We start from the raw sequence: 22,093 nt of genomic DNA, 5'->3' as shown, positions 1-22,093 counted from the left end.
AATTTCTTGACTCAACTAAACCCCAAATCCGACTGTCGTCTGAGCAAGGCGATCACCCGCGCGATTTCCTCACGCATCTCCAAGCGATTGACAATCATGTCCAAAGCGCCCTTTTCGAGCAAAAATTCAGAGCGTTGAAACCCTTCAGGTAATTTCTCACGCACAGTCTGCTCAATCACGCGTGGTCCAGCGAAGCCAATCAGAGCCTTAGGCTCAGCCATGACCACATCACCAATGAATGCAAAACTCGCCGATACCCCGCCCATGGTTGGGTCGGTCAAAACGCTGATGAATGGCAAACGCTTGTCCGCGAGCAGCGTCAACGCCGCAGTGGTTTTCGCCATTTGCATGAGCGACATCAGGGCTTCTTGCATCCGCGCACCACCTGAAGCGGTAAAGCAAACGAACGCCGATTTGGTTTCAATCGCATGACGCACACCGCGCACAAATCGCTCCCCCACCACAGAGCCCATAGAACCGCCCATGAACTCGAACTCAAACGCGGCAACCACCACATCTTGCCCCATAATCGTCCCTGCTTGCACCACCAACGCGTCTGACTCATTGGTTTGTTTGGTCGCTTCTGACAGGCGGTCAGTGTATTTACGGCTGTCTTTGAACTTTAAGGTGTCAATCGGTTTGACCTCTTGCCCAATTTCGACGCGCCCTTCGGCATCAAGCAGTTTATCCAAGCGCGCACGCGCCTTGATACGCAGATGATGACCACATTTAGGGCAAACATGCTGATTTGTTTCTAAATCCGCACTGTACAGAACCTCTTCACACGAAGGGCATTTAACCCACAAACCTTCGGGCATTGATTTTTTTGACTCCGTCGTCTGAATACGCGGTGGTAAAATTTTTTCTAACCAACTCATCTCGAACTCCTTGTTTTACGCTTTTCATAGCTAAAACTGTTTTTTATGAAGGCGTATTTTATCGTAATTTAGGCGGGTGAACGTCTGCTTTTGATAATGAACACCGAACTTTTACCCATTCCTAAAACGGGGAGAACGTTTTTTGCTCCACCCAAGGTGATTCCCAAAAGTAAGGGGAATCGCTTTCTTGGGAAGAAAAATCGCCCCCTCAACTTACTGTGTGTCCAATGCCACACGAATGCCACTCAACCAAGCTTTGATGATTGCATTAGCATCCGTGCCATCGCGCACAGCATCCTCAACCAAGGTAATCAACTTACTGCCAATCACCACGCCATCGGCCACACTCGCCACGGCTTTCGCACTGGTGGCATCGGATATGCCGAAGCCAACATTGATGGGCAAGTCCGTGTACTCGCGCAGTTTCGCCACTTTTTGCGCCACATCAGAGACATCGAGCGTTCCAGCGCCCGTGACACCTTTGAGCGACACATAATAAATAAAACCACTGGCAACCGCTGCGGTGTCGCGCATGCGTTCATCAGTTGAGGTTGGCGCCACCAGATAAATGACGTTTAACCCCGCAGCACTGGCTTTCGCCGAAAAGTCAGTGGACTCCTCAGGCGGATAATCCACCACCAACGCCCCATCAACCCCCGCAGCCACGGCGTTTTGGATGAAGGTCTCTTGCCCCATACACTCCACAGGATTGGCGTATCCCATCAGCACCACAGGTGTGTTGGGGTTCGTCACACGAAATTCACGCACGAGCTGCAGCACGTCAGTTAGTCCAACGCCATTGGCCACCGCACGCTCACTCGCCCGCTGAATCACAGGGCCATCGGCCATCGGGTCAGAAAATGGCACACCCAACTCAATCACATCTACACCAGACTCGACGAGTGTGTGCATGAGTTGCAGTGTGACGCTTAAATTAGGGTCGCCTGCGGTGATAAAAGTCACAAGGTTTTTGCGATTTGCAGCTTTGTTTGCTGCTAAAACAGGGGATAAACGGGCCATAGATGCTTAGATAAAAAATAAAGGGAAAATAAGAGTATAAATAATTTAACCAATGATTATCCGCCATTTTGCACTGTGCTGAGCCACAAGTTTAATGTAACTGCACACAGCAATGGCATTGATGTGGTTCGCCTCAATATACTCAAACGTCAGTTCAACCAACTGCTTACCAATACTCTGACCACGCAACTCATATGGCACTTCCGAATGCGTCAAATACCAACGATCATCTCGAATGACATAATCAACTAAGGCAAACTGCTCACCAACTTTTAAACGAAACTGCTGTTTATCAGCGTTGTGTGTGAAGTTTACGTTGCTCATATTTTTCCCCATGACTGATTCATCGCATTGATATTGAGTTTTTGATACAGTTTGTGCGGTAAGGCAGCGTGGATATTATTGGCGCCGTGCATTCATGTCGCTCAAATCATTTCTCATGAGTACGCCAAAAGCAAAACGCATTGCCCGTGCGAGCACAGTGCAATGCGTTTACTCATAGACATTTGTCAAATGATAAAGACCATCTACTCTTCGCGTGATGCACGTTTACGTTCGTGCTCTTTCAAGTAGCGTTTGCGCAAGCGAATAGATTTCGGGGTCACCTCAACCAATTCATCATCATCAATGAACTCAACCGCGTATTCAAGTGACATCAAAATCGGTGGAACAAGGCGCACAGCTTCGTCTGTACCTGATGAGCGCACGTTGGTGAGTTGTTTGCCTTTAATCGGATTAACAACCAAATCATTGTCACGTGAGTGAATACCGATAATCATACCTTCGTACAATGGATCGTTGTGGCTGACAAACATACGACCGCGGTCTTGCAGTTTCCACAAGGCGTAAGCAACTGCTGCACCATCGTCTTGTGAAATCAATACGCCGTTGCGACGACCTGCGAATTCGATTTTCGGGTCATACACTTCATACGCGTCAAATACGTGGCTCATCAAGCCAGTGCCGCGTGTGAGGGTCATGAATTCGCCCTGCAAACCAATCAAACCACGCGCAGGCACGCGATACTCAAGACGCACACGGCCTTTACCATCTGGTTGCATGTCTTGCAAATCACCACGGCGGCGGCCGAGTTCTTCCATCACTGAGCCTTGATTGCCTTCTTCGATATCGACAGTCAACATTTCATACGGCTCGTATTTTACGCCATCAATCTCTTTGAGCACCACACGCGGACGTGAAACACCCATTTCAAAACCTTCACGACGCATATTTTCAATCAGAATCGTCAAGTGCAACTCACCACGACCCGAAACTTCAAACACGGTGTCATCGTCGGTTTGCTTAACACGCAAAGCCACGTTTGATTTGAGTTCTTTTTCAAGGCGATCACGCAATTGGCGGCTGGTGACGAACTTGCCTTCACGTCCAGCGAGCGGCGAAGTGTTGACCATAAAGTTCATCGTCAAAGTTGGCTCATCAACCGTCAACATTGGTAAAGCATCAGGTGTATCAACTGCGCACAGCGTGGTACCAATATTTAAATCTTCAATACCGTTAATGATGACAATATCACCCGCTTCAGCTTCATTTACAGTGATGCGGTCAAGCCCTTTGAATTTTTGTACTTGATTAATGCGGCCTTTTTTCGGTTTATCATCTGGGCCATCCATAAACACCACGTCTTGACCTGCTTTCACGCGACCGCGTGCAACACGACCAATGGCGATTTTACCGACGAAGGTTGAGTAGTCCAAAGACGTGACCTGCATTTGCAACGGCAAAGTCGCATCGGCTTCGCGCACAGGTACATTGGCAATAATCGAATCAAACAAGGGATCCATATTACCTTCGCGTACGGTGTCATCCAAAGATGCATAACCATTCAACGCAGAAGCGTAAACCACGGGGAAGTCAAGCTGCTCATCTGACGCGCCGAGTTTATCGAACAATTCAAATGTCTCGTTAATCACCCAATCAGGGCGTGAACCAGGACGGTCGATTTTGTTAATCACAACAATCGGTTTCAAACCGAGTGCGAGTGCCTTGCGCGTCACGAAGCGCGTTTGTGGCATCGGACCTTCGACCGCATCCACCAACAACAAGACACCATCAACCATCGACAGCACACGCTCCACTTCACCCCCAAAGTCGGCGTGACCTGGTGTGTCAACGATGTTGATGTGCGTGTCTTTATACTCAACCGCACAGTTTTTCGACAAAATCGTGATGCCACGTTCTTTTTCAATGTCGTTTGAATCCATCACGCGTTCGTCAACTTTTTCGTTGTCACGGAATGTGCCCGACTGGCGGAGTAATTGGTCAACCAAAGTGGTTTTACCATGGTCAACGTGGGCGATAATCGCGACGTTACGCAGTGCGCGTTGTTGTGTCATAACATTACTTTCTGTTTAAAAAAATTTAAAGCTTTTGCCGCCAACATCAGCGACGAAACCAGCAACTGCAAAATAGGCACACGACCTACCCTACAAAATCATTTGAGCGGCAACGCCGTCATCAAAACCTTGCTCGGCGACAGTGTGTTTTGTGTCACACTCGCTAAGCCAATCAATACCTGCTGCCAATACACCCGAACCGATTCAGCATCCGCCACGCTCAGTTTCAGTCTCTGCCCCTGCACAAATCGTGCCGCTGTAGCATCATCGAGATGCACCACAGGCGTATTTTGCATCAGCGCATCAAGTGGCATTAAAACCGCAGCTCGCTCCGACTCAGGCAATGCTTCCAACGCTTCAAGTGTCATCGCGTCATCCAACTTTAACGTTCCGACCGCCGTACGCGTCAAACCACGCAGATGCGCCCCGACACCAAGTGCCTTGCCAATGTCTTCGGCCAACGTACGGATGTACGTGCCTTTGCTACACGTCACACTCAATGTCACAAAGGGATAGTCAAACGAGCGAGTTTGCATATCCAAAATCGACACTTGCCGCGCTTCGCGCTCAATCTCGACACCAACTCTCGCATACTCATATAGCGGCTTACCATCTTTTTTGAGTGCCGAGTACATCGGCGGCACTTGCGAAATCTCGCCCATGAACTGTGGCAGTATCGCATCCCATTGTTCACGATTAATGACATCGCTTGACGAAAAATTCACTTCGCCTTCAGCGTCGCCCGTGGTCGTTGATTGACCGAGTACGATGAATGCATCATAAGTCTTGTCCGCATCCAACAAATCATGCGCGAGCTTGGTTGCATGACCAAAACACAGCGGTAATAAGCCATCAGCAAGCGGGTCAAGTGTACCCGTATGACCGCCTTTAACCGCACCGAGTAACCATTTGGCACGTCCCAATGCTTGTGTAGACGAACACCCAAGTGGCTTGTGCAGCAGCAAAACACCATCAATGACACGGCGTTGCTTTTTTTCAGTCACCACGCTCAATCAATCCGCCTTCTGCGCATCAGCACCAGACTCGTCCTCATCCGACGAATGTGTTTGATTCGCTTCAGAGATGAGTATCGACAAATCCATCGCACGCTCTAAAGTCTCATCAAACACAAAATGCAGAGCCGGTACGGTGTGCACACGCAATATTTTAAACAAATGATTACGCAAAAAACCTGCAGAATCATTCAATACTTTTTCGGTGACAGCCGCAGACTCACTGCCCAGCACAGTGAAGTACAACTTCGCGTGTGCATAGTCTGGCGTGAGTTTCACATCCTGTATCGTCACCAAGCCAACGCGCGGATCACGCAGTTCGCGGGCAATCAAAATCGAGACATCTTTTTTGATTTGCTCAGCAATGCGGATGGTGCGATCAGTAGGGGCTTTTTTAGCCATAATCCAAATTCCAGTTTAGACGCAGGGCGGGCACTTCCCACCCTACCTTTTTTAAAGTGTACGAGCCACTTCTTTGACCTCAAACACTTCGATTTGGTCGCCCTCTTCAATTTCGGTGAAATTCTTTATCGCCAAACCGCACTCAAATCCTTCTTTAACTTCTTTCACGTCATCTTTGAAGCGTTTTAAGGTGTCAAGCTCACCTGTGTGAATAACCACGTTGTTGCGCAACAATCGAACCATCGCACCACGTTTGACCGTGCCTTCAAGCACCATACAGCCCGCAATTGTACCAATTTTGGTGGCTTTAAATACTTGACGAATCTCAACCAACCCAAGCATTTCTTCTTTCTTCTCAGGCGCGAGCATGCCGGTCATGGCTGATTTGACCTCATCAACCGCGTCATAAATCACGTTGTAGTAACGAATATCAATAGCGTTGTTCTCGGCCAGTTTACGTGCCAAAGCATCCGCACGCGTGTTAAAGCCAATCACCACCGCACCCGATGCCACAGCAAGGTTGATGTCCGACTCAGAAATACCGCCGACACCTGCATGCACAACCTGTACGCGAACTTCATCAGTCGAGAGTTTGAGCAATGACTGTGTGAGCGCTTCTTGTGAGCCTTGTACATCTGCTTTGATGACGAGTGTGAGGTTTTGCACTTCACCTTCGAGCATGTTTTCAAACATATTTTCAAGCTTCGCGGCTTGTTGTTTGGCCAACTTCACATCACGGAACTTACCTTGGCGGAACAATGCGATTTCGCGTGCTTTACGCTCATCGGCCATCACCATGACTTCTTCACCAGCCGCAGGTACATCCGACAGGCCTTGAATTTCAACAGGGATTGATGGGCCAGCTTCGTTGATTGGTTTGCCATTTTCATCGAGCATCGCACGAACACGACCGTATACAGAGCCAACCAGTACCGTGTCACCTTTTTTCAACGTGCCACTTTGAACCAAAATCGTCGCGACCGCGCCTTTGCCCTTGTCGAGCTTGGCTTCAATCACAAGGCCTTTGGCAGGCGCATCAATAGGCGCTTTAAGCTCAAGAACTTCAGCCTGCAATAACACCTGCTCAAGCAATTCATCCAAGCCTGTGCCTTTTTTCGCCGAAACTTCGACAAAGGGTGAATCACCCCCATACTCTTCTGGCACGACTTCTTCCGTCACGAGCTCATTTTTCACGCGTTCAGAGTTCGCTTCTGGTTTATCAATTTTATTCACTGCGACCACAATAGGCACACCCGCTGCTTTCGCATGGGCAATCGCTTCTTTGGTCTGCGGCATCACACCGTCATCAGCTGCAACCACCAAAATCACAATATCCGTTGCTTTCGCACCACGTGCACGCATCGCGGTAAACGCTTCGTGACCTGGTGTATCCAAGAAGGTAATCATGCCGCGGTCAGTCTCAACGTGGTATGCACCAATGTGCTGCGTGATACCACCTGCTTCACCGTGTGCCACACGAGCACGACGAATCGCATCAAGTAATGAGGTTTTACCATGATCAACGTGCCCCATAACTGTGACCACGGGCGCACGCGTGAACGACTCATACTCATGGTGCTCTGCTTCACCTTCATCAAGGAAAGCATCTGGGTCATCAAGTTTCGCAGCAAAGGCTTTATGACCGAGCTCCTCGACCACAATCATTGCCGTATCTTGGTCAAGCACTTGATTAATCGTCACCATTTGACCAAGCTTCATCAACACCTTGATGATTTCAGAGGCTTTAATTGCCATTTTGTGCGCCAAATCAGCCACAGAAATGGTTTCAGGAACGTGCACGTCTTTGACAATTGGTTCTGTTGGGGCGTTAAAGCCACCTGTCTCATCGCTTTGTTTGTTTTTGTGTTTGCCACCACGACGATTACGGTCATCTGATGCACCACCACGGGTTTTCATACCACCACGACCACGGCCACCATCGCCAAGACCTTTACCATGTGTACCTTTACGGCCACGTGTATCATCAACCACCGTTGTCGTTGTGGCTGCAGGTTTGGCTTTGATCACTTCGCCCTCTGGACGAGCTGGCTTATGCAATGTACCTTCAATCGGTTTGGCTTTGAGTGTTTTAGTCGGTTGCGCCATCATTTGCTTGAGGTTTTCCACCTCAGCTTGCGCTGCACTACGGCGACGCTCGCGATCGTCATCGACAGAGTTGGCTTGAACAACTCGTTCCGCACGAGCCTGCTCTAAAGCAGCGCGCGCTTGTTCTGCATCTGCACGTGCTTTTTCCAACTCTTTGGCTGCACGCAATTCAGCATTTGATTTTTTGTCAGCAGCAGCGTCAGCCTTGACCACGACTTTTTTAGGTTCAGCTTTAATAGGTGCTACGACCGCGGCTTCCGCAACCACTGCATTTTTTAATTCCACTGCTTTTGCGGGCTCGGCAGCCAGTGTCGGAGCCTCTGGCACAGACTCCACTTTACTCGCTTGTTCAGCACGGGCTTTTGCATCGGCTTCTTGACGAGCCAACAGTTCTTGAGCACGCGCAAACTCTGCTTCACGTTTTTTGATTTCAGCATCGTCAAGAACAGAGCTTCTGACATCGGCAATGGGCTCAACCACTTGTGCCTCTACAACGGCAGTCGCATCACCAGCTTCTAATTGCGTTACATCACGCGCAACAAACGTGCGTTTTTTACGAACCTCAACCTGAACGGTACGCGTTTTGCCAGTCGCATCCGCTTGGCGAATTTCTGTAGTTTGTTTTTTGGTGAGGGTGATTTTTTTCTTACCCTCGTCAGCGGCACCGTGCGCTTTGCGCAAAGAGGCCAGCAAAGATGATTTGTCTGACTCGGTCAGTTCATCATCACCTGATGATTTGTTCACGCCCGCATCACGCAATTGCTCAAGCAGCACATCAACGGGCACTTTGAGCTCTTGTGCAAACAGGTTGACTGTTAAATTATTCATGTATTATTTTCCTTTGTTGTTCCTGTTTGCTCAATTGAACCAATGCTCACGGGCGTTCATAATGAGCACTTTTGCCTGATCGGGGCTGAGTGAAGGGGCGATGTCGATGAGCTCATCAACCGCCAAATCGGCCAAGTCATCACGAGTTTCAATGTCGTTATCCGCCAATTGTGCAGCAAGTGCGCTGGTCATACCTTCTAAGCTAAGCAAGTCTTGTACTGTATCAGCCTTTTCTTCTTGCACAATCGCTTGAGTCAAAATCGCAGCACGAGCACGGGTGCGCAGCTCCTCGACGATATCTTCATCGAATGCTTCAATTTCGAGCATTTCAGCGACAGGCACATAGGCAACTTCCTCTAAACTGGTAAAACCTTCTTCAATCAGAATCACAGCGACTTCCTCATCCACATCCAGTTTTGATGTAAACAAACTCATCAATGCTTGGCTTTCTTTCTCGTGTTTTTGTTCTGAGTCAGCCTGTGTGATGATGTTTAATTGCCATCCAGTCAACTGACTCGCCAAACGCACATTCTGACCCGAACGACCAATCGCCAAGGCTAAGTTATCTTCATCGACCACAACTTCCATTGAGTGCTGCTCTTCGTCCACCACAATCGAACTAACAACAGCGGGAGACAAGGCATTGATCACGAACTGAGCAGGTTGTTCATCCCAAATCACGATATCAATCGACTCACCGCCCAACTCGTTGCGCACTGCGGTCACACGAGAGCCGCGGACACCAACGCATGTACCTACAGGGTCAATGCGCTGATCCAAGGCTTGTACCGCCACTTTGGCACGAATGCCCGCATCACGCGCAGCGCCTTTAAGTGCGAGAACACCTTGGTCAATTTCTGGCACTTCTTGGCGAAACAATTCCATCAAGAATTCTGGTGCTGTGCGAGAGAGCTGAATCTGACGCGCACCACGTGCTGTTTGATCCACCGACATCATGTAGGCACGCACACGGTCACCTGCACGCATGGTTTCACGCGGTAACATTTGGTCACGCGGCAACACCGCTTCAACTTTACCCGACTCGATGATGGCCTGCACTTTGTCCACGCGTTTAACGGTTCCCATCATGACGGTTTCGCCACGCGCTAAAAAGTCTTGCAACAATTGCTCACGCTCCGCATCGCGAATGCGTTGTAAAATCACTTGCTTGGCTGTCTGTGCGCCAATGCGGCCAATTTCAACCGACTCAACTTCTTCCTCAATGAAATCACCGACTTCAACATCAGGCATATCCTCTTGTGCTTCAAACAACAAAATCTCACGATCAGGCTCTTGCAAACCAGCCTCATTGGGGACAACCAACCAGCGACGATAAGTCTCATAGCTGCCTGTATCGCGATCAATCGACACGCGCAAGTCAACGCCCTCTTCATCGTAGCGACGTTTTGCAGCAGAAGCCAAAGCAGCCTCAAGCGCGCCGAACACCACGTCATTGCTCACATTTTTCTCACGCGCCAAAACATCAACCAACATTAAGACTTCACGGTTCATTTTTTATTTTCCTTTAAAATTATAAACAGGCACGAGTCGCGCCTTGTCCACATCTGCTAATCCAAATTCTAAAATCTGCTCTTCACCTTCGTGTTCAAACAATATCGCCAGCTGAGCTTGAGCCTCTGCAGACTCGTTCACCTCTTGCAAACGCCCCGTGAAATTTTTACGGCCAGAGCCAGCAATGTCCATGGGTAGCTTTAATTTAATATTCGCCATCTCTCCAGCGAAGCGCTGATAATCAGCCAGTTTTTTTAGGGGCCTATCAATCCCAGGCGATGACACTTCGAGCCGCTCGTATTTGATGTGGTCCACCTCAAATAAGTATGTGAGCTGACGACTAACTGCCTCACAGTCATCAATCATGATTTGGGTCACTTGATCTTTGTGGTCAATAAAAACTCGCATAAGGCCATTGGCTGCACGCTCCAAATCAACCAACTCATAGCCCATACCATCAAGCGTTTGTTCTATTAACTGTTCTAAATTCATGTTCTTAAATAACCATAGAAAAAGGGCCCACATGTGGCGCCCTTTTTGACTTGCGCGATTCAGCTATACATGAAACCATAACTTGTGGCGAATCGCGCCCTAAATTTTTCGCTATTATACGGATTTTTCTGTGATTTTACAAGCCAAATTCCGCTCTCACACCAAATATTAATGTTTTAAAACCATAAATTACAATAATTTCAGCCAGAAAGCAGTTTTTCACCAACCCCTCAAACAAATCCAGTGAAGCTTTAAAAGTTACTTGTGCCGAGTCGAGCGGCGCACACCAGTAAAGCCATTGCTCCGCCCACCTGAAAACTTACCAGGAGCCGCCTGATTTGTGCGCGGCGCCCCAGTAAAGCGTGCACCTGAACGATTACGATTGGCAGGAGCAGCATGATGCCCCGTAAGTCCAACATCACGGGCTTGATAAACGCCAAAAGCACTCATGAGATGAGCATTTTCCGCAGGCTGCGCATCATCACCATTTTGAAAAGCATTGCGCTTATCCGCGAGTTGTTTTTTTGTCTTTAGTCCAAGCTGAGTCATTAATTGCTGAACCTGAGCTTTTTCCCACTCTTGCCAGCGACCGCGCTTGAGTTGGCTTGATAAAACAATCGCACCAAAACGCACGCGAATAAGGCGACTAACCGTCAGGCCAATAGCGTCAAACATACGGCGAACCTCACGATTTCGCCCCTCTCCAATAATCACGCGCAACCAACGATTCGCACCTTCGCCGCCAATGCGTTCAATGGTAGAGAACTGCGCCATACCATCGTCCAGTTTAATACCAGACTTGAGCAAAGACATTTGCTCCTCAGTCACATCACCCAGCACCCGCACGGCGTATTCGCGCTCGTGTCCATAGCGGGGATGCATCAAACGGTTCGCCAAGTCACCAGAAGTGGTTAAAATCAGCAAACCTTCCGTATTAAAATCGAGTCGCCCAATCGCCAACCACTTACCTTTGCGAGTGAACGGCAGTTTATCAAACACAGTTGGGCGGCCTTCTGGATCGTCATGACTGACAATTTCACCTGCAGGCTTGTGGTAAATAACCACACGCGGCACAGCGGGGGTTAAACGCTTTCTTTGAAGAATTTTGCCATTGACACGCACCATATCACCGTCATTAATGCGCTGACCAATATGAGCAGGCATTCCATTAACAGAAACACGTCCAGAGATAATCAGTTCTTCCATATCACGGCGGGAACCAACGCCCGCATCAGATAACACTTTTTGTAGCTTAATGGAGTCGTCATCAACATCCACCATGCGCTTACCCGAATGCGATTCTTCTACCTGAGGGAAAAACGCTCCATCGTCATCAAAAAACTCTGGTAAATCTGAGGTTTGCTGATTGTTACGATTATTTCGTGGGTTTGAACCACGCGCTGAAGAAGCATTTTGCCCTGAAGTCTGCTGAGAGGCATTTTTGTTGCTGTCTTTGTTTTTTGCTCGAACACCTGCACGAAACAAACGTTGACCCAGCCGTTGACGAGACTCTTTGCTGTCACCAGCACCCTGACGCGATGCTGTCGGTGCTTCTGGTGCCACAGCATTGGGGCGATGTTCTGAGTGAGTTTTTGGTACTGCGCCCTCATTCGACTCCGAACGCTTGTCCTTATGAACACGTTCATCACGGCGCTTTCGCAAACCGTGCGGCCCGCGCAACAAGGTGCTTTTTTTCTTGGGCTTTTGACCGTTTTGACCATCATTCATGTCAGAGGGTGCGGGGAAATCATTTTTGCTCATGGTTGGGCATTGTCCGTAAATCGTGGTTATCATCTGACGAGGTTAGCTGCTGGTTTGTATCGGCACTCTTCTGGCTTTTTATGGCTTGGTCACTGTCGGAATAAGGGATAGATAAAGACTCAACACCATCTAACTCAGCAAGCTGGGTCAGCTCATTGGTGTCGCCGAGCATCGCAGACTCATCATCCAACAACGCCACTGACTCATCTGATTGAGCGACATCAGCTTGTGCAACAACAGGCATTGCTAAAGTAGGTATATTCAACAAAGGCAACTGAGCAGTGTCCGCTTCGCTATTTTGATCTTGTTCCACCAAAGGAGGCAATTGGCGCAAATTGGTTAAGCCCAAATCGTCCAGAAACTGCTTGGTTGTGGCAAATAATGCAGGGCGACCAACGGTTTCGCGATGACCAACCACATCAATCCAGCCCCGCTCTTCAAGGGTTTTGATAATATTGGATGAAACCGTAACACCGCGAATGTCCTCTATATCACCGCGCGTCACTGGCTGACGGTAAGCAATAATCGCCAATGTCTCCATCACTGCACGTGAGTACTGAGTGGGCTTTTCAGCGCGCAACCTGTCCAAAAACAGCAGCACATCAGGCGCACTTTGAAAACGCCAACCCGAGGCCAACTGCACAAGCTGAACCGCACGCTCAGACCAGTCCGATTTAATCTCTTCGAGAATGGCACGCAGCGCATCATTGTCCAAATCAGAATCCAACGCCATCTTGATTTGAGACAAAGGCATGGGTGCATCATGGCACAGAATCAAAGCTTCGATTATTCGTTTGTAATTGGGAGCGGTCATAAAATCATCGCATCAGCTCAGTTGTTGAACAAAAACCAGAAGTAACAACATTTCGAGTGAATATGAAAAATCGACAGGTTAGAAAACACTGTCTATTAGGATGCAAAAATAGAAACTTTAGAAAACAGAGAGTTGGTTTATTATTGTACGACCAAAACTCGATACCAGACTGGCAATATTTATGGTGGTTGCGGGGGCAGGATTTGAACCTACGACCTTCGGGTTATGAGCCCGACGAGCTACCATGCTGCTCCACCCCGCGTCCGACTAAGCTGCTGTTGCAACAAAGTATTTGGCTGGCGGAAGCGGTGAGATTCGAACTCACGGTGGACGTAAATCCACGACAGTTTTCAAGACTGTAGCATTAAACCGCTCTGCCACGCTTCCCCTTACCAAGAACGACATTGTAGCCGACTTTAACGCCTTTGCCAAGTTCTTTATCAATTATTTTTTCGCAAAACCTGCTGAGCATTGCTCATGTCTCGCCAAAGGTACGGCTGAGTCTGTCGATATTGCCTCAGGCCTGCGCTTGGGCAACCCAAACAAAATCGAATCTCGCCACCTTGCGCTGTATTAATCACTTGCGCACCCATGTCGTGATAACGAGCCACAACCCACGGATGCGGATGAACAAACTGACTCATGAAACCAGCCTGCGCGATGGCTATTTTTGGCTGTATCGCCTCCAGCCACGGAGCGCTTGAGCTGTGATTACTGCCATGGTGTGACATCAACGCCACATCTGTCGGCCAACGGCGCACGCCGCCTGTGGGCAACACAACTAATCGCGCCTCTTGCAAGGCATCAATGTCGCCCGCCAAAACAAAACTGCGCCACTGTCCCTGCGCCGCCGCCTCAACTCGTAGCACGCAGCTTTTCTGATTATCAGACGCCAATGCAGACTCTCTCAAACGTTCCTCTGGGTTAAGCATGATTAAATCAACCCCACTGACATGCCAGTTTTGCTTGACTTGGCAAAAGACATAACCATCCGCAAGCACACCAAGCGTCTGTAAGCGATCTCGCCCGATTGAGCTAACCACCTCACGCACCCGCATGGCTTTCGTCAAACTCGATGCGCCGCCCGTATGGTCAGCATCATCGTGAGACAAAATCAGCTTATCAATCACATCAATTCGAGCATCACGCAAAAATGGCAACAAAACCCGCAAACCCGCATCTGAGTCAGAACCATAGCGTGGTCCCGCATCATACACCCACACCTCATCATTCATCCGCAACACCACAGCGCTGCCCTGCCCAACATCTAGCACGTGCACAAAAACCTGTCCATACGGCACGCGCTCTTTTGGCATCATCGATAAACCAAACACGATAACAGCCATTGCTGCAGCGGCAACAACTCGCCAACCACGTCGCCACACATTGACCAGCAATACGCCAAATCCGACCAACAATAAAGCCTGCCACCAATTTAAATCTGCTTTCCACATCGCCTCAGGGAGTCTGTCGTTGAGCCAAGTCAAAGCACTCAAACACCACCTTAAAAAATCATTTGCCCACAGCAAAGATGAAGCCCAGCCGAATAACATCAAGCTCAACACTGATAACAACAGCAACGGTGTCACAACCGCACTGACCAACGGTATGGCTACCAAATTAATCAATACCCCAAACAATGGTGCTTGCTGAAAGAAATACACGCTCATCGGCAGCAGCGCCATCCCTGTCGCCACTTGCCCACCGACCACACGACGCCAACGCATGCGCCAAGACACATTCGTCATTCGTTCAAAATCTTCAGACCACATTGAGAAAGCCAGCACCAGCCAAGCCACCGCCCCAAAGGACAACCAAAAACTCAAAGTCAACACACAAAACGGATCAGACACCACCGCAACCAACAAAGCCAAACACAAAACACGCACCGCTGAAACCGCAATACCGAGCCGAGTCAACACCAACCACAAAAACAGCATCAGCACCGTCCGTTGAGCAGGCAAAGCCCATCCTGCCACCAGCGAATACAGCAACGCGACCAATACACCTAGCCACTGTCCTGCATAAATACTGGGCATCCATGCACACAGCCACACACTTCGCCGCCACAGTCGCTGCACCAGCCACATGACCAAAGCGGCGAGCATAGTGATATGTACACCAGAAATACTGACCAAGTGTGTCACGCCCGTTCGCTGAAATAATTGCCATGATGAGGCACTGATGTCACTTTGATCGCCAAGCGTTAAAGCCTTAAACACCGCAACCGAATCCATTTCATCATGGGGCAGCATCCCATCAATTTTAGCCAACGCACCCGCACGCCAATTCTGTAAGCCATACCAAACGCCGTTTTTTTGTTCGATCAATTGAGGACGTTGAATCAACTCTGTACGTTCATTCACGCGCACGGTCGCTATGGCTCGCACGCCTTGCGCCCACCAGCTTTTTTCTTGGTCAAAACCACCTGAATTGAGCGAGGCATGCGGCACACGCATCGAGATGGGTACCCGCCAAACCTGCCCTAAACGTAGTTTCTCTGAAGGCAAATCATCGTCGTACCACGACAGACTGACCAGCCGCGGCAAGCTACCTGATTGGGCGACTGACTGTAATCGCTCATCTGCTTGCTGCTCTGAGGGTCGAAATAAAAAACGCACACCAAACGGCGTGCGCACAGGCAAGTCAACAATTTCACCCTGAACAACAAATGTTTCATGTAACCATGCTTGAGGCACAGTTTGAGTCAGCCGCTCCTGTACCATTATTTGACTATAGAACAATAAAGAGGTCAGTCCAAATAGCCCAAAAATCAAACGGGTCAGTCGCGGATTTGCCAGTCGCCAGCGTTTAGCCAGAACCAACGCCAAACTCAAACCACAGCAAACCATCAAACCTTCTCGCACGTATGGCAACACAAATGTCCAATGATGTAACCACGTCAAACAACCAATACCCAATATCGTCCAAAGCAACAAACCATACTGACCACGTGGCTGCATCGCCCTTCTCCTAAGCATGCAAAAGTGCCGCCAGACGCGGCAATGCTGCGATGGAGTTTCGTTTGATTTGCTCTGACAAGCTCGCAGCATCCATTTCGCGCAACTCTTGTAATGACAGCGCAATACGCGGCAAATAATACGAGTAGTTGTTTTGCTTATACGCCCAAGCGGGTGGGATGTCCGGCGCATCCGTTTCTAAAACTAATGATTCAATCGGTAACTCACGTGCCAATCGGCGAATCTGATTGGCCTTATCGAAAGTCATCATGCCACCAAAGCCAAGCTTCATGCCTTGCTTGATATATGCCTGTGCTTGCGAAAAACTGCCGTTGAACGCATGCGCAATGCCATTGGCGATTTGATACTTACGCAGATATTTAATCACGGTGTCCTGCGCGTGGCGCACATGCAACAGCACGGGCAAATCAAACTCATTCGCTAACTTCAGCTGAGCCTCATAAATAGCCACCTGTTTGTCCATGTCCAGGTTTTTCACAAAACCATCCAAACCGATTTCACCAATCGCCACCAGACAACTGTCATGGATATTTGCCTCAATACTCACCCGCAAAGCCGCCAAAGCCTCATCCACATTTAGAGGGTTCACATACATCGGGTGAATGCCCAATGCATACGTCGTGCCCTCAAACTCATGCGCCATGCCGCGCACTGTCGAAAAATTAAATGGCGCGACGCTCGGCACGACTTGAGCCACCACGCCTTCTGCACGCGCACGCGTCCAATCATCCGAGCGTGTCCCGTCAAATTTAGGTGCATCAAAATGAACATGTGTGTCTATCCACATCATCGTTTCTCAAAAAATTGACAGCGCAGGTTTGACAAAGCTAATTTATGACGCATGGCTTAAGCTCGTTTCTTTAAGCATCCCATTGTCCAAGCTAAGCACTCGGTCACATTCAGCAGCTAAATTCAAATCATGCGACACCAGCACAAAGGCAATGCCCAAGTCTCGAGCCAATTGGCGCACCAGCGCAAAGACATTGGCTGCGGTTTCGCGGTCAAGGTTACCAGTCGGCTCGTCCGCCAATACACAAGTCGGTTCTGTGACCAATGCCCGAGCAATGGCCACACGCTGCCGCTCACCACCTGAGAGTTGGTTTGGATAATGACTGGTGCGCTGCGTCAAACCGACTTTTTCTAAAATCGCTTGTGCCCGCGCACGTGCCTGCGTTTTATCCATGCGACGAATCAAAAGTGGCATGGCGACATTGTCCAGAGCTGTCAGCTCACCAAGCAAATGATGAAACTGATACACAAAGCCTAAGTGCAAATTACGCACGCCGTTGCGCTCATTGTCAGACAAGCTCGAGTACGCCTGTCCAAGCAAAGACACCGTGCCCACATCAGGTAAATCCAAACCACCCAAAACATGAAGAAGCGTTGATTTACCCGACCCTGACGCACCGATAATGGCGACACACTCGCCGCGTGCGACGCTGATATTCACATCGCGCAAAACATGAATCTCAACATCGTTATCTTTAAATACTTTGGCCACATGACTGGCATGCAAAACATTGTTCTCTGATTTTTCTAACACACTCATAGTCGCTTTCGTTATTCGTAGCGCAGCGCACGGGCTGGCTCGACATTCGCCGCTTTACGGCTTGGGTAAATAGTGGCCAGCAAACTCAAGCAGAAGCTGGCAATCGCAATCGTCACCACTTCGTTTGGTCGTACTTGCGAAGGCATCGTGCTGATAAAGTACACACCTTTAGGCAACACCTCAATCTGGAACAATAACTCGACACCATGTACAATCGAGCCAATATTCAAAGCCACCAACACGCCCAGCCCCACCCCCAGCGAAGTCCCCATACCACCAATCAATGCGCCCTGAGTCATAAAAACCTTCATGATACTCATGCGTGATGCGCCCTGTGTACGAAGTATGGCAATATCAGCCTTTTTTTCATTGACAGTCATGACCAGCATAGACACCAGATTAAATGCTGCGACGATGACAATGCAGAGCAAAATAATCGCCATCATAGTTTTCTCTGTTTTCACAGCAGAGAACCACGCAGGATTGATTGATGACCAATCTTGAGCGAACACGCGCATCGGTGCAGTTTCCTCAATCTCGCGCGCCACCACAGTGGCCTCCTCCATGTCCTTGAGCTTGACGCGCAAACCACGGTTGCCATCACGATAAAGCGCTTTGGCATCGCTGACATTCAAATAAACGTAAGCATTATCAATCTCAAAATGACCCGCAGAAATAATACCCACGACATTAAACTGTCTCATGCGCGGCAATGTTCCAGCAATAGTGCTTTCTACCTCAGGTGCAAGCAATGTGATTTGCTCACCCAAAACAAATTGATCAGGCGCTATCTCTAAACCCAGCCGCCGCGCCAACTCAACGCCGACCACGATATTGAACTCGCCCGCACGTAAATCATTAAGATCACCTTGCCCCGCAATGATTTTTTTCGGCACATCCGACACCGAGGCTTCAAGTGTAGGGTCAATCCCCTCAACCTTGACCCCAATCATTTCACTGTCATGCAAAATAATTGACTGGCTGGTCATGTAGGGCGCCACTCCGACCACTTCTGGATTTTTTTTAATCGACTCGGTTAATGTTTTTTCCCAGCCATCGGCAGCATTAGGTTGCGGATACACTTGTACATGAGGAATCACGGACAGCATGCGCTCGCGCACTTCACGCTGAAAACCATTCATCACAGACAAGACAATAATCAAAAGCGCCACCCCCGCCATCACACCCAGCATTGACATAATCGAGATAAACGAGATAAACCCGTCTTTGTGTGAACCACGTGTGTAACGCCAAGCCAACAACCATTCAAAACTTTTCATTTTTACTTTCTGTTACGGTCTAATATTTTCTGACACAAACAACGCACTGCCCCTTTGGTTCAAATGGGTCATATTTTAGTCGTTTGCAAGCGTGCAGCGATGCAATAAAATCAATAGCAACAAATACAGCAACCTTTTTGCCCTAACTCATGACCACATAAAATCCAATAAGCAAATCCCAAGCCTCAAATTCTACCTGAAAAAACACCCACTTTAGGTGTTTGACCATGACCATGATGGTCATATTGGTTTATCATCTGTTTATTATCACTTAAGCGGTTCATTATGAGCATGTCAACCACCGTTATTCACCACGCCACATTGCCGGCGAATACACTGGCTTATGCATTGACCCACACATCTGACGGGGCACCCAAAGACAGTTTAGCCGATTATCCTGCCTTAGCTGCGCTTGATGAGGCACATATCTCGCGCAACGCCATAATGTTTCCAGACAATTGCCCAAATCATGCCCGTAGTGTATTTATTTTTTCTGAGCTGAACTTACCCATCGACACAGGTGCATCACTGTTAGAAGCCGCCACACTTGGCATTCCACAAGCAAAAGCAGACATCACCGACAAAATCCCTGCTCGCTGGTTCAGTCTAAACCCAGTTCATTGGCGTGCCGAGCGTGATCATGTCAATCTCATTGCTCTGTCGCCCACACAAATCAGTGAGGATGAAATGCGCACCTTGGTCGAATCCATTGCGCCGTGGTTCGCGCAATGGGATTGGCATATTTATGTGGCAAAAACCAATCAATGGTTCATTCGCACCGAAGCTGAGTTTGACTATCACGCGCCCGACTTGGTGTTGGCGCAAAGCGGTCAGCTCGAATCGTATCTGCCGCATGGATTAGACTTAAAACGCTGGCAAACCTTACTGACAGAAATTCAAATGCTGTGGTTCAATCACCCCCTTAATCAGCTTCGTCATGAGCGCGGTGAGCTGCCCATTAACAGCCTTTGGCTACACAGCACCGTTCACACACGCCAAATCACCGAAAAAACCCTGTCTTTGTGGCCGACCATCCTTAAGTCAATCATCAAAGCGCCCGATGGTTCAGATATTGAGCCACACAATCACTTAATATGGTTAAACAAAACCCTCACGCCGTTGGCTTTGGCTTATCACCAATACGGCCATGCCACCATGACCTTTCTCGGTGACACGTGGCAGCAAAACCTTGTTTTAACCAAGCCCGCGCTGAGTGAACGACTCAAGCGGACATTCAAACGCACACGAAAAAAACCACTGGTTTGGCTAGAGCAACCACAGTTTAACTTGTTGCCCTAACCATCTCAAAAACACACTCTATGACCACCTTCGCCCAACGCCAACCATCAGCAGGCAGCACACAAACGTTGATTAATAGTGGTTTATCTCCCCTCATCGCACGCCTACTCGCCTCACGCGGCATTGATAAAATCGAAGACTCCTATTTAGAGATTGGCACGCTGCTCTCACCCGAAGGTTTACTCGGCATTGATAGCGCAGCCGAACACCTCGCCGACGCCATCATGGCCAACAAACACATGGTCATCATCGCTGACTACGACTGTGATGGCGCAACGGCTTGCGCGGTCGGACTAAAGGGTTTGCGCAGCTTCGGAGCGCATGTGGATTTTCTCGTACCAAATCGCTTTGAATACGGCTACGGACTGTCGCCAGAGATTGTCCAACTTGCCGCCAACCACCCAGATTTTAGCAAACCTGACCTGCTCATCACGGTGGATAATGGCATGGCCAGCATCGCAGGCGTGGCCTTGGCAAACCAGCTCGGCATGCCTGTCATCATCACAGACCACCACTTACCTGCTGACGAAACGCCCGATGCCCTAGCAATCGTCAACCCGAACCAGCATGGCTGCACGTTTTCAAGTAAAAATTTAGCAGGTGTTGGGGTCATGTTTTATGTGTTGATTAACACACGCGCTGTCCTGAAAACTCGTGGCTATTTTGATGACAAGCCCATCCCTAATTTGAGTGAGCTACTCGACTTGGTTGCGCTGGGCACGGTCGCTGACGTGGTAAAACTTGACCACAACAATCGCGTACTCGTCGCCAACGGCCTCAAGCGCATGAGAGCGGGTAAAATGTCCGCTGGTATAGGAGCACTTCTTAAAATCGCAGGGCGAGACTACACCAAAACATCGACTTTTGACTTGGGCTTCGCTGTCGGACCACGCTTAAATGCCGCTGGTCGAATTGATGACATGAGTTTAGGTATTCGTTGTTTGATTAGTGACAACCATGACGAAGCCATGCGATTGGCACAGCAGCTCGATGAAATGAACCGAGAACGAAAAGCCATCGAGCAACAAATGCGCGAAGACGCCGAAGTCAACCTATCGGCACTCTCCGTAAAGGTTCAGCACAGCATTTGCCTAACCCACGAAGACTTCCACCAAGGCGTCATCGGCATCGTCGCAGGCCGCCTGAAAGAAAAATACCACCGCCCCACCATCGTCTTCGCCCCTGATGGCAAAGAATTCCTAAAAGGTTCAGGTCGCTCGATTAACGGCATTCACCTGCGTGATGTCCTCGACAGGGTGGACAAAAATGCGCCCGACACCATCGTCAAGTTCGGCGGACACGCCATGGCAGCAGGCTTGACCATTGTCCGTGAGTCTTTTGAGACATTCAAGCAAACATTCGAGCAAGCCGTGCTTGCCATGTCAGAACCCGAAGTATTCACCAAACAAATCATGACCGACGGCGAACCACAACAAGATGACCTCACCATCGTCAATGTCGATGCCATCAATCAACAAGTCTGGGGACAAGGCTTTCCTGCACCGTTGTTTGAAGGTCAATTCACCGTTCTCGAGCAACGCATTCTCAAAGATGCTCATCTCAAGTTAAAGCTACAAAATGCCCACGGCATTTTCAACGCGATTTGGTTTTTTCATGCACAAGAGCTTCCGCGCCAAATCCACTGCGCTTATCAGTTACAACGCAACGATTGGAACGGCAACACGGAGCTACAATTCCTCATTGAACACGCCTATCCTTTAGAAGAACACTTGACTTAAATCACTCGCCTTATAACGCATAAAAAATCCCGCTGACATTCACCTGCGGGATTTTTTAACGCTTC

17 protein-coding genes and 2 tRNA genes are annotated in these 22,093 nt (G+C 49.0%); 2 read left to right on the top strand and 17 right to left on the bottom strand.

Annotated features, from left to right (window positions below; translation table 11 throughout):
- Positions 1 to 11 precede the first annotated feature (11 nt).
- The 17 genes from accD to IE082_RS02500 all read right to left on the bottom strand — a co-directional run bounded on the left by accD (position 12) and on the right by IE082_RS02500 (position 18,990).
- Entirely contained in the window at positions 12 to 878 is an 867-nt protein-coding gene (gene accD, locus IE082_RS02580; protein WP_189491080.1) for an acetyl-CoA carboxylase, carboxyltransferase subunit beta, read from the bottom strand.
- Positions 879 to 1,091: 213 nt separating this feature from the next.
- Positions 1,092 to 1,898, bottom strand: coding sequence for a tryptophan synthase subunit alpha (trpA, locus tag IE082_RS02575; RefSeq protein WP_189491077.1), 807 nt, complete (start codon positions 1,896 to 1,898; stop codon positions 1,092 to 1,094).
- Between the two features lie 45 nt (positions 1,899 to 1,943).
- Complete coding sequence (locus tag IE082_RS02570; RefSeq protein ID WP_189491074.1) at positions 1,944 to 2,222, bottom strand: GNAT family N-acetyltransferase; 279 nt, start codon at positions 2,220 to 2,222, stop codon at positions 1,944 to 1,946.
- 203 nt (positions 2,223 to 2,425) lie between these two features.
- Complete coding sequence (gene typA / locus IE082_RS02565) at positions 2,426 to 4,252, bottom strand: translational GTPase TypA (RefSeq protein ID WP_189491071.1); 1,827 nt, start codon at positions 4,250 to 4,252, stop codon at positions 2,426 to 2,428.
- A gap of 98 nt (positions 4,253 to 4,350) precedes the next feature.
- Positions 4,351 to 5,256: a tRNA pseudouridine(55) synthase TruB gene (truB, locus tag IE082_RS02560; protein ID WP_229809676.1), complete on the bottom strand. Its 906-nt coding sequence runs from the start codon at positions 5,254 to 5,256 to the stop codon at positions 4,351 to 4,353.
- A 9-nt stretch (positions 5,257 to 5,265) separates the two neighbouring features.
- A complete protein-coding gene (rbfA, locus tag IE082_RS02555; RefSeq protein ID WP_189491066.1) occupies positions 5,266 to 5,667 on the bottom strand; it encodes a 30S ribosome-binding factor RbfA in 402 nt (133 codons plus the stop codon).
- Positions 5,668 to 5,718: 51 nt separating this feature from the next.
- Positions 5,719 to 8,601 carry a translation initiation factor IF-2 gene (infB, locus tag IE082_RS02550; protein WP_189491064.1) on the bottom strand — a complete coding sequence of 961 codons (2,883 nt, stop codon included), beginning with the start codon at positions 8,599 to 8,601 and terminating at the stop codon, positions 5,719 to 5,721.
- A 30-nt stretch (positions 8,602 to 8,631) separates the two neighbouring features.
- On the bottom strand, positions 8,632 to 10,113 hold the full coding sequence (nusA, locus tag IE082_RS02545; protein ID WP_189491062.1) for a transcription termination factor NusA: 1,482 nt from the start codon (positions 10,111 to 10,113) through the stop codon (positions 8,632 to 8,634).
- Positions 10,114 to 10,116: 3 nt separating this feature from the next.
- Complete coding sequence (rimP, locus tag IE082_RS02540; protein ID WP_189491060.1) at positions 10,117 to 10,605, bottom strand: ribosome maturation factor RimP; 489 nt, start codon at positions 10,603 to 10,605, stop codon at positions 10,117 to 10,119.
- Positions 10,606 to 10,863: 258 nt separating this feature from the next.
- Positions 10,864 to 12,366, bottom strand: coding sequence for a pseudouridine synthase (locus tag IE082_RS02535; RefSeq protein ID WP_229809675.1), 1,503 nt, complete (start codon positions 12,364 to 12,366; stop codon positions 10,864 to 10,866).
- Complete coding sequence (scpB, locus tag IE082_RS02530; protein ID WP_189491054.1) at positions 12,353 to 13,180, bottom strand: SMC-Scp complex subunit ScpB; 828 nt, start codon at positions 13,178 to 13,180, stop codon at positions 12,353 to 12,355. Before scpB ends, IE082_RS02535 begins: the two co-directional genes overlap by 14 nt.
- A 185-nt stretch (positions 13,181 to 13,365) precedes the next feature.
- Positions 13,366 to 13,442: transfer RNA gene (locus tag IE082_RS02525), tRNA-Met, on the bottom strand.
- A gap of 35 nt (positions 13,443 to 13,477) precedes the next feature.
- A tRNA-Ser gene (locus IE082_RS02520) sits at positions 13,478 to 13,567 on the bottom strand.
- Positions 13,568 to 13,620: 53 nt separating this feature from the next.
- Positions 13,621 to 16,143, bottom strand: a complete 2,523-nt coding sequence (locus tag IE082_RS02515; RefSeq protein ID WP_189491051.1) for a DNA internalization-related competence protein ComEC/Rec2 — start codon at positions 16,141 to 16,143, stop codon at positions 13,621 to 13,623.
- Between the two features lie 10 nt (positions 16,144 to 16,153).
- Positions 16,154 to 16,948 carry a TatD family hydrolase gene (locus IE082_RS02510; RefSeq protein ID WP_189491243.1) on the bottom strand — a complete coding sequence of 265 codons (795 nt, stop codon included), beginning with the start codon at positions 16,946 to 16,948 and terminating at the stop codon, positions 16,154 to 16,156.
- Positions 16,949 to 16,993: 45 nt separating this feature from the next.
- On the bottom strand, positions 16,994 to 17,710 hold the full coding sequence (locus tag IE082_RS02505; protein WP_189491048.1) for an ABC transporter ATP-binding protein: 717 nt from the start codon (positions 17,708 to 17,710) through the stop codon (positions 16,994 to 16,996).
- A gap of 11 nt (positions 17,711 to 17,721) precedes the next feature.
- A complete protein-coding gene (locus IE082_RS02500) occupies positions 17,722 to 18,990 on the bottom strand; it encodes a lipoprotein-releasing ABC transporter permease subunit (protein WP_189491045.1) in 1,269 nt (422 codons plus the stop codon).
- Between the two features lie 285 nt (positions 18,991 to 19,275).
- On the opposite strand from IE082_RS02500, the gene IE082_RS02495 reads away from it, so the two are divergent.
- Positions 19,276 to 20,289, top strand: a complete 1,014-nt coding sequence (locus IE082_RS02495; RefSeq protein ID WP_189491041.1) for a hypothetical protein — start codon at positions 19,276 to 19,278, stop codon at positions 20,287 to 20,289.
- A gap of 20 nt (positions 20,290 to 20,309) precedes the next feature.
- On the top strand, positions 20,310 to 22,028 hold the full coding sequence (recJ, locus tag IE082_RS02490) for a single-stranded-DNA-specific exonuclease RecJ (RefSeq protein WP_189491038.1): 1,719 nt from the start codon (positions 20,310 to 20,312) through the stop codon (positions 22,026 to 22,028).
- Positions 22,029 to 22,093 lie beyond the last annotated feature (65 nt).

Source organism: Formosimonas limnophila (genome assembly GCF_014652675.1).
Lineage (GTDB): Bacteria > Pseudomonadota > Gammaproteobacteria > Burkholderiales > Burkholderiaceae > Hydromonas > Hydromonas limnophila.
Note: the sequence above shows the minus strand (reverse complement) of the source record. Positions and strands in the feature narration are given on the sequence as shown.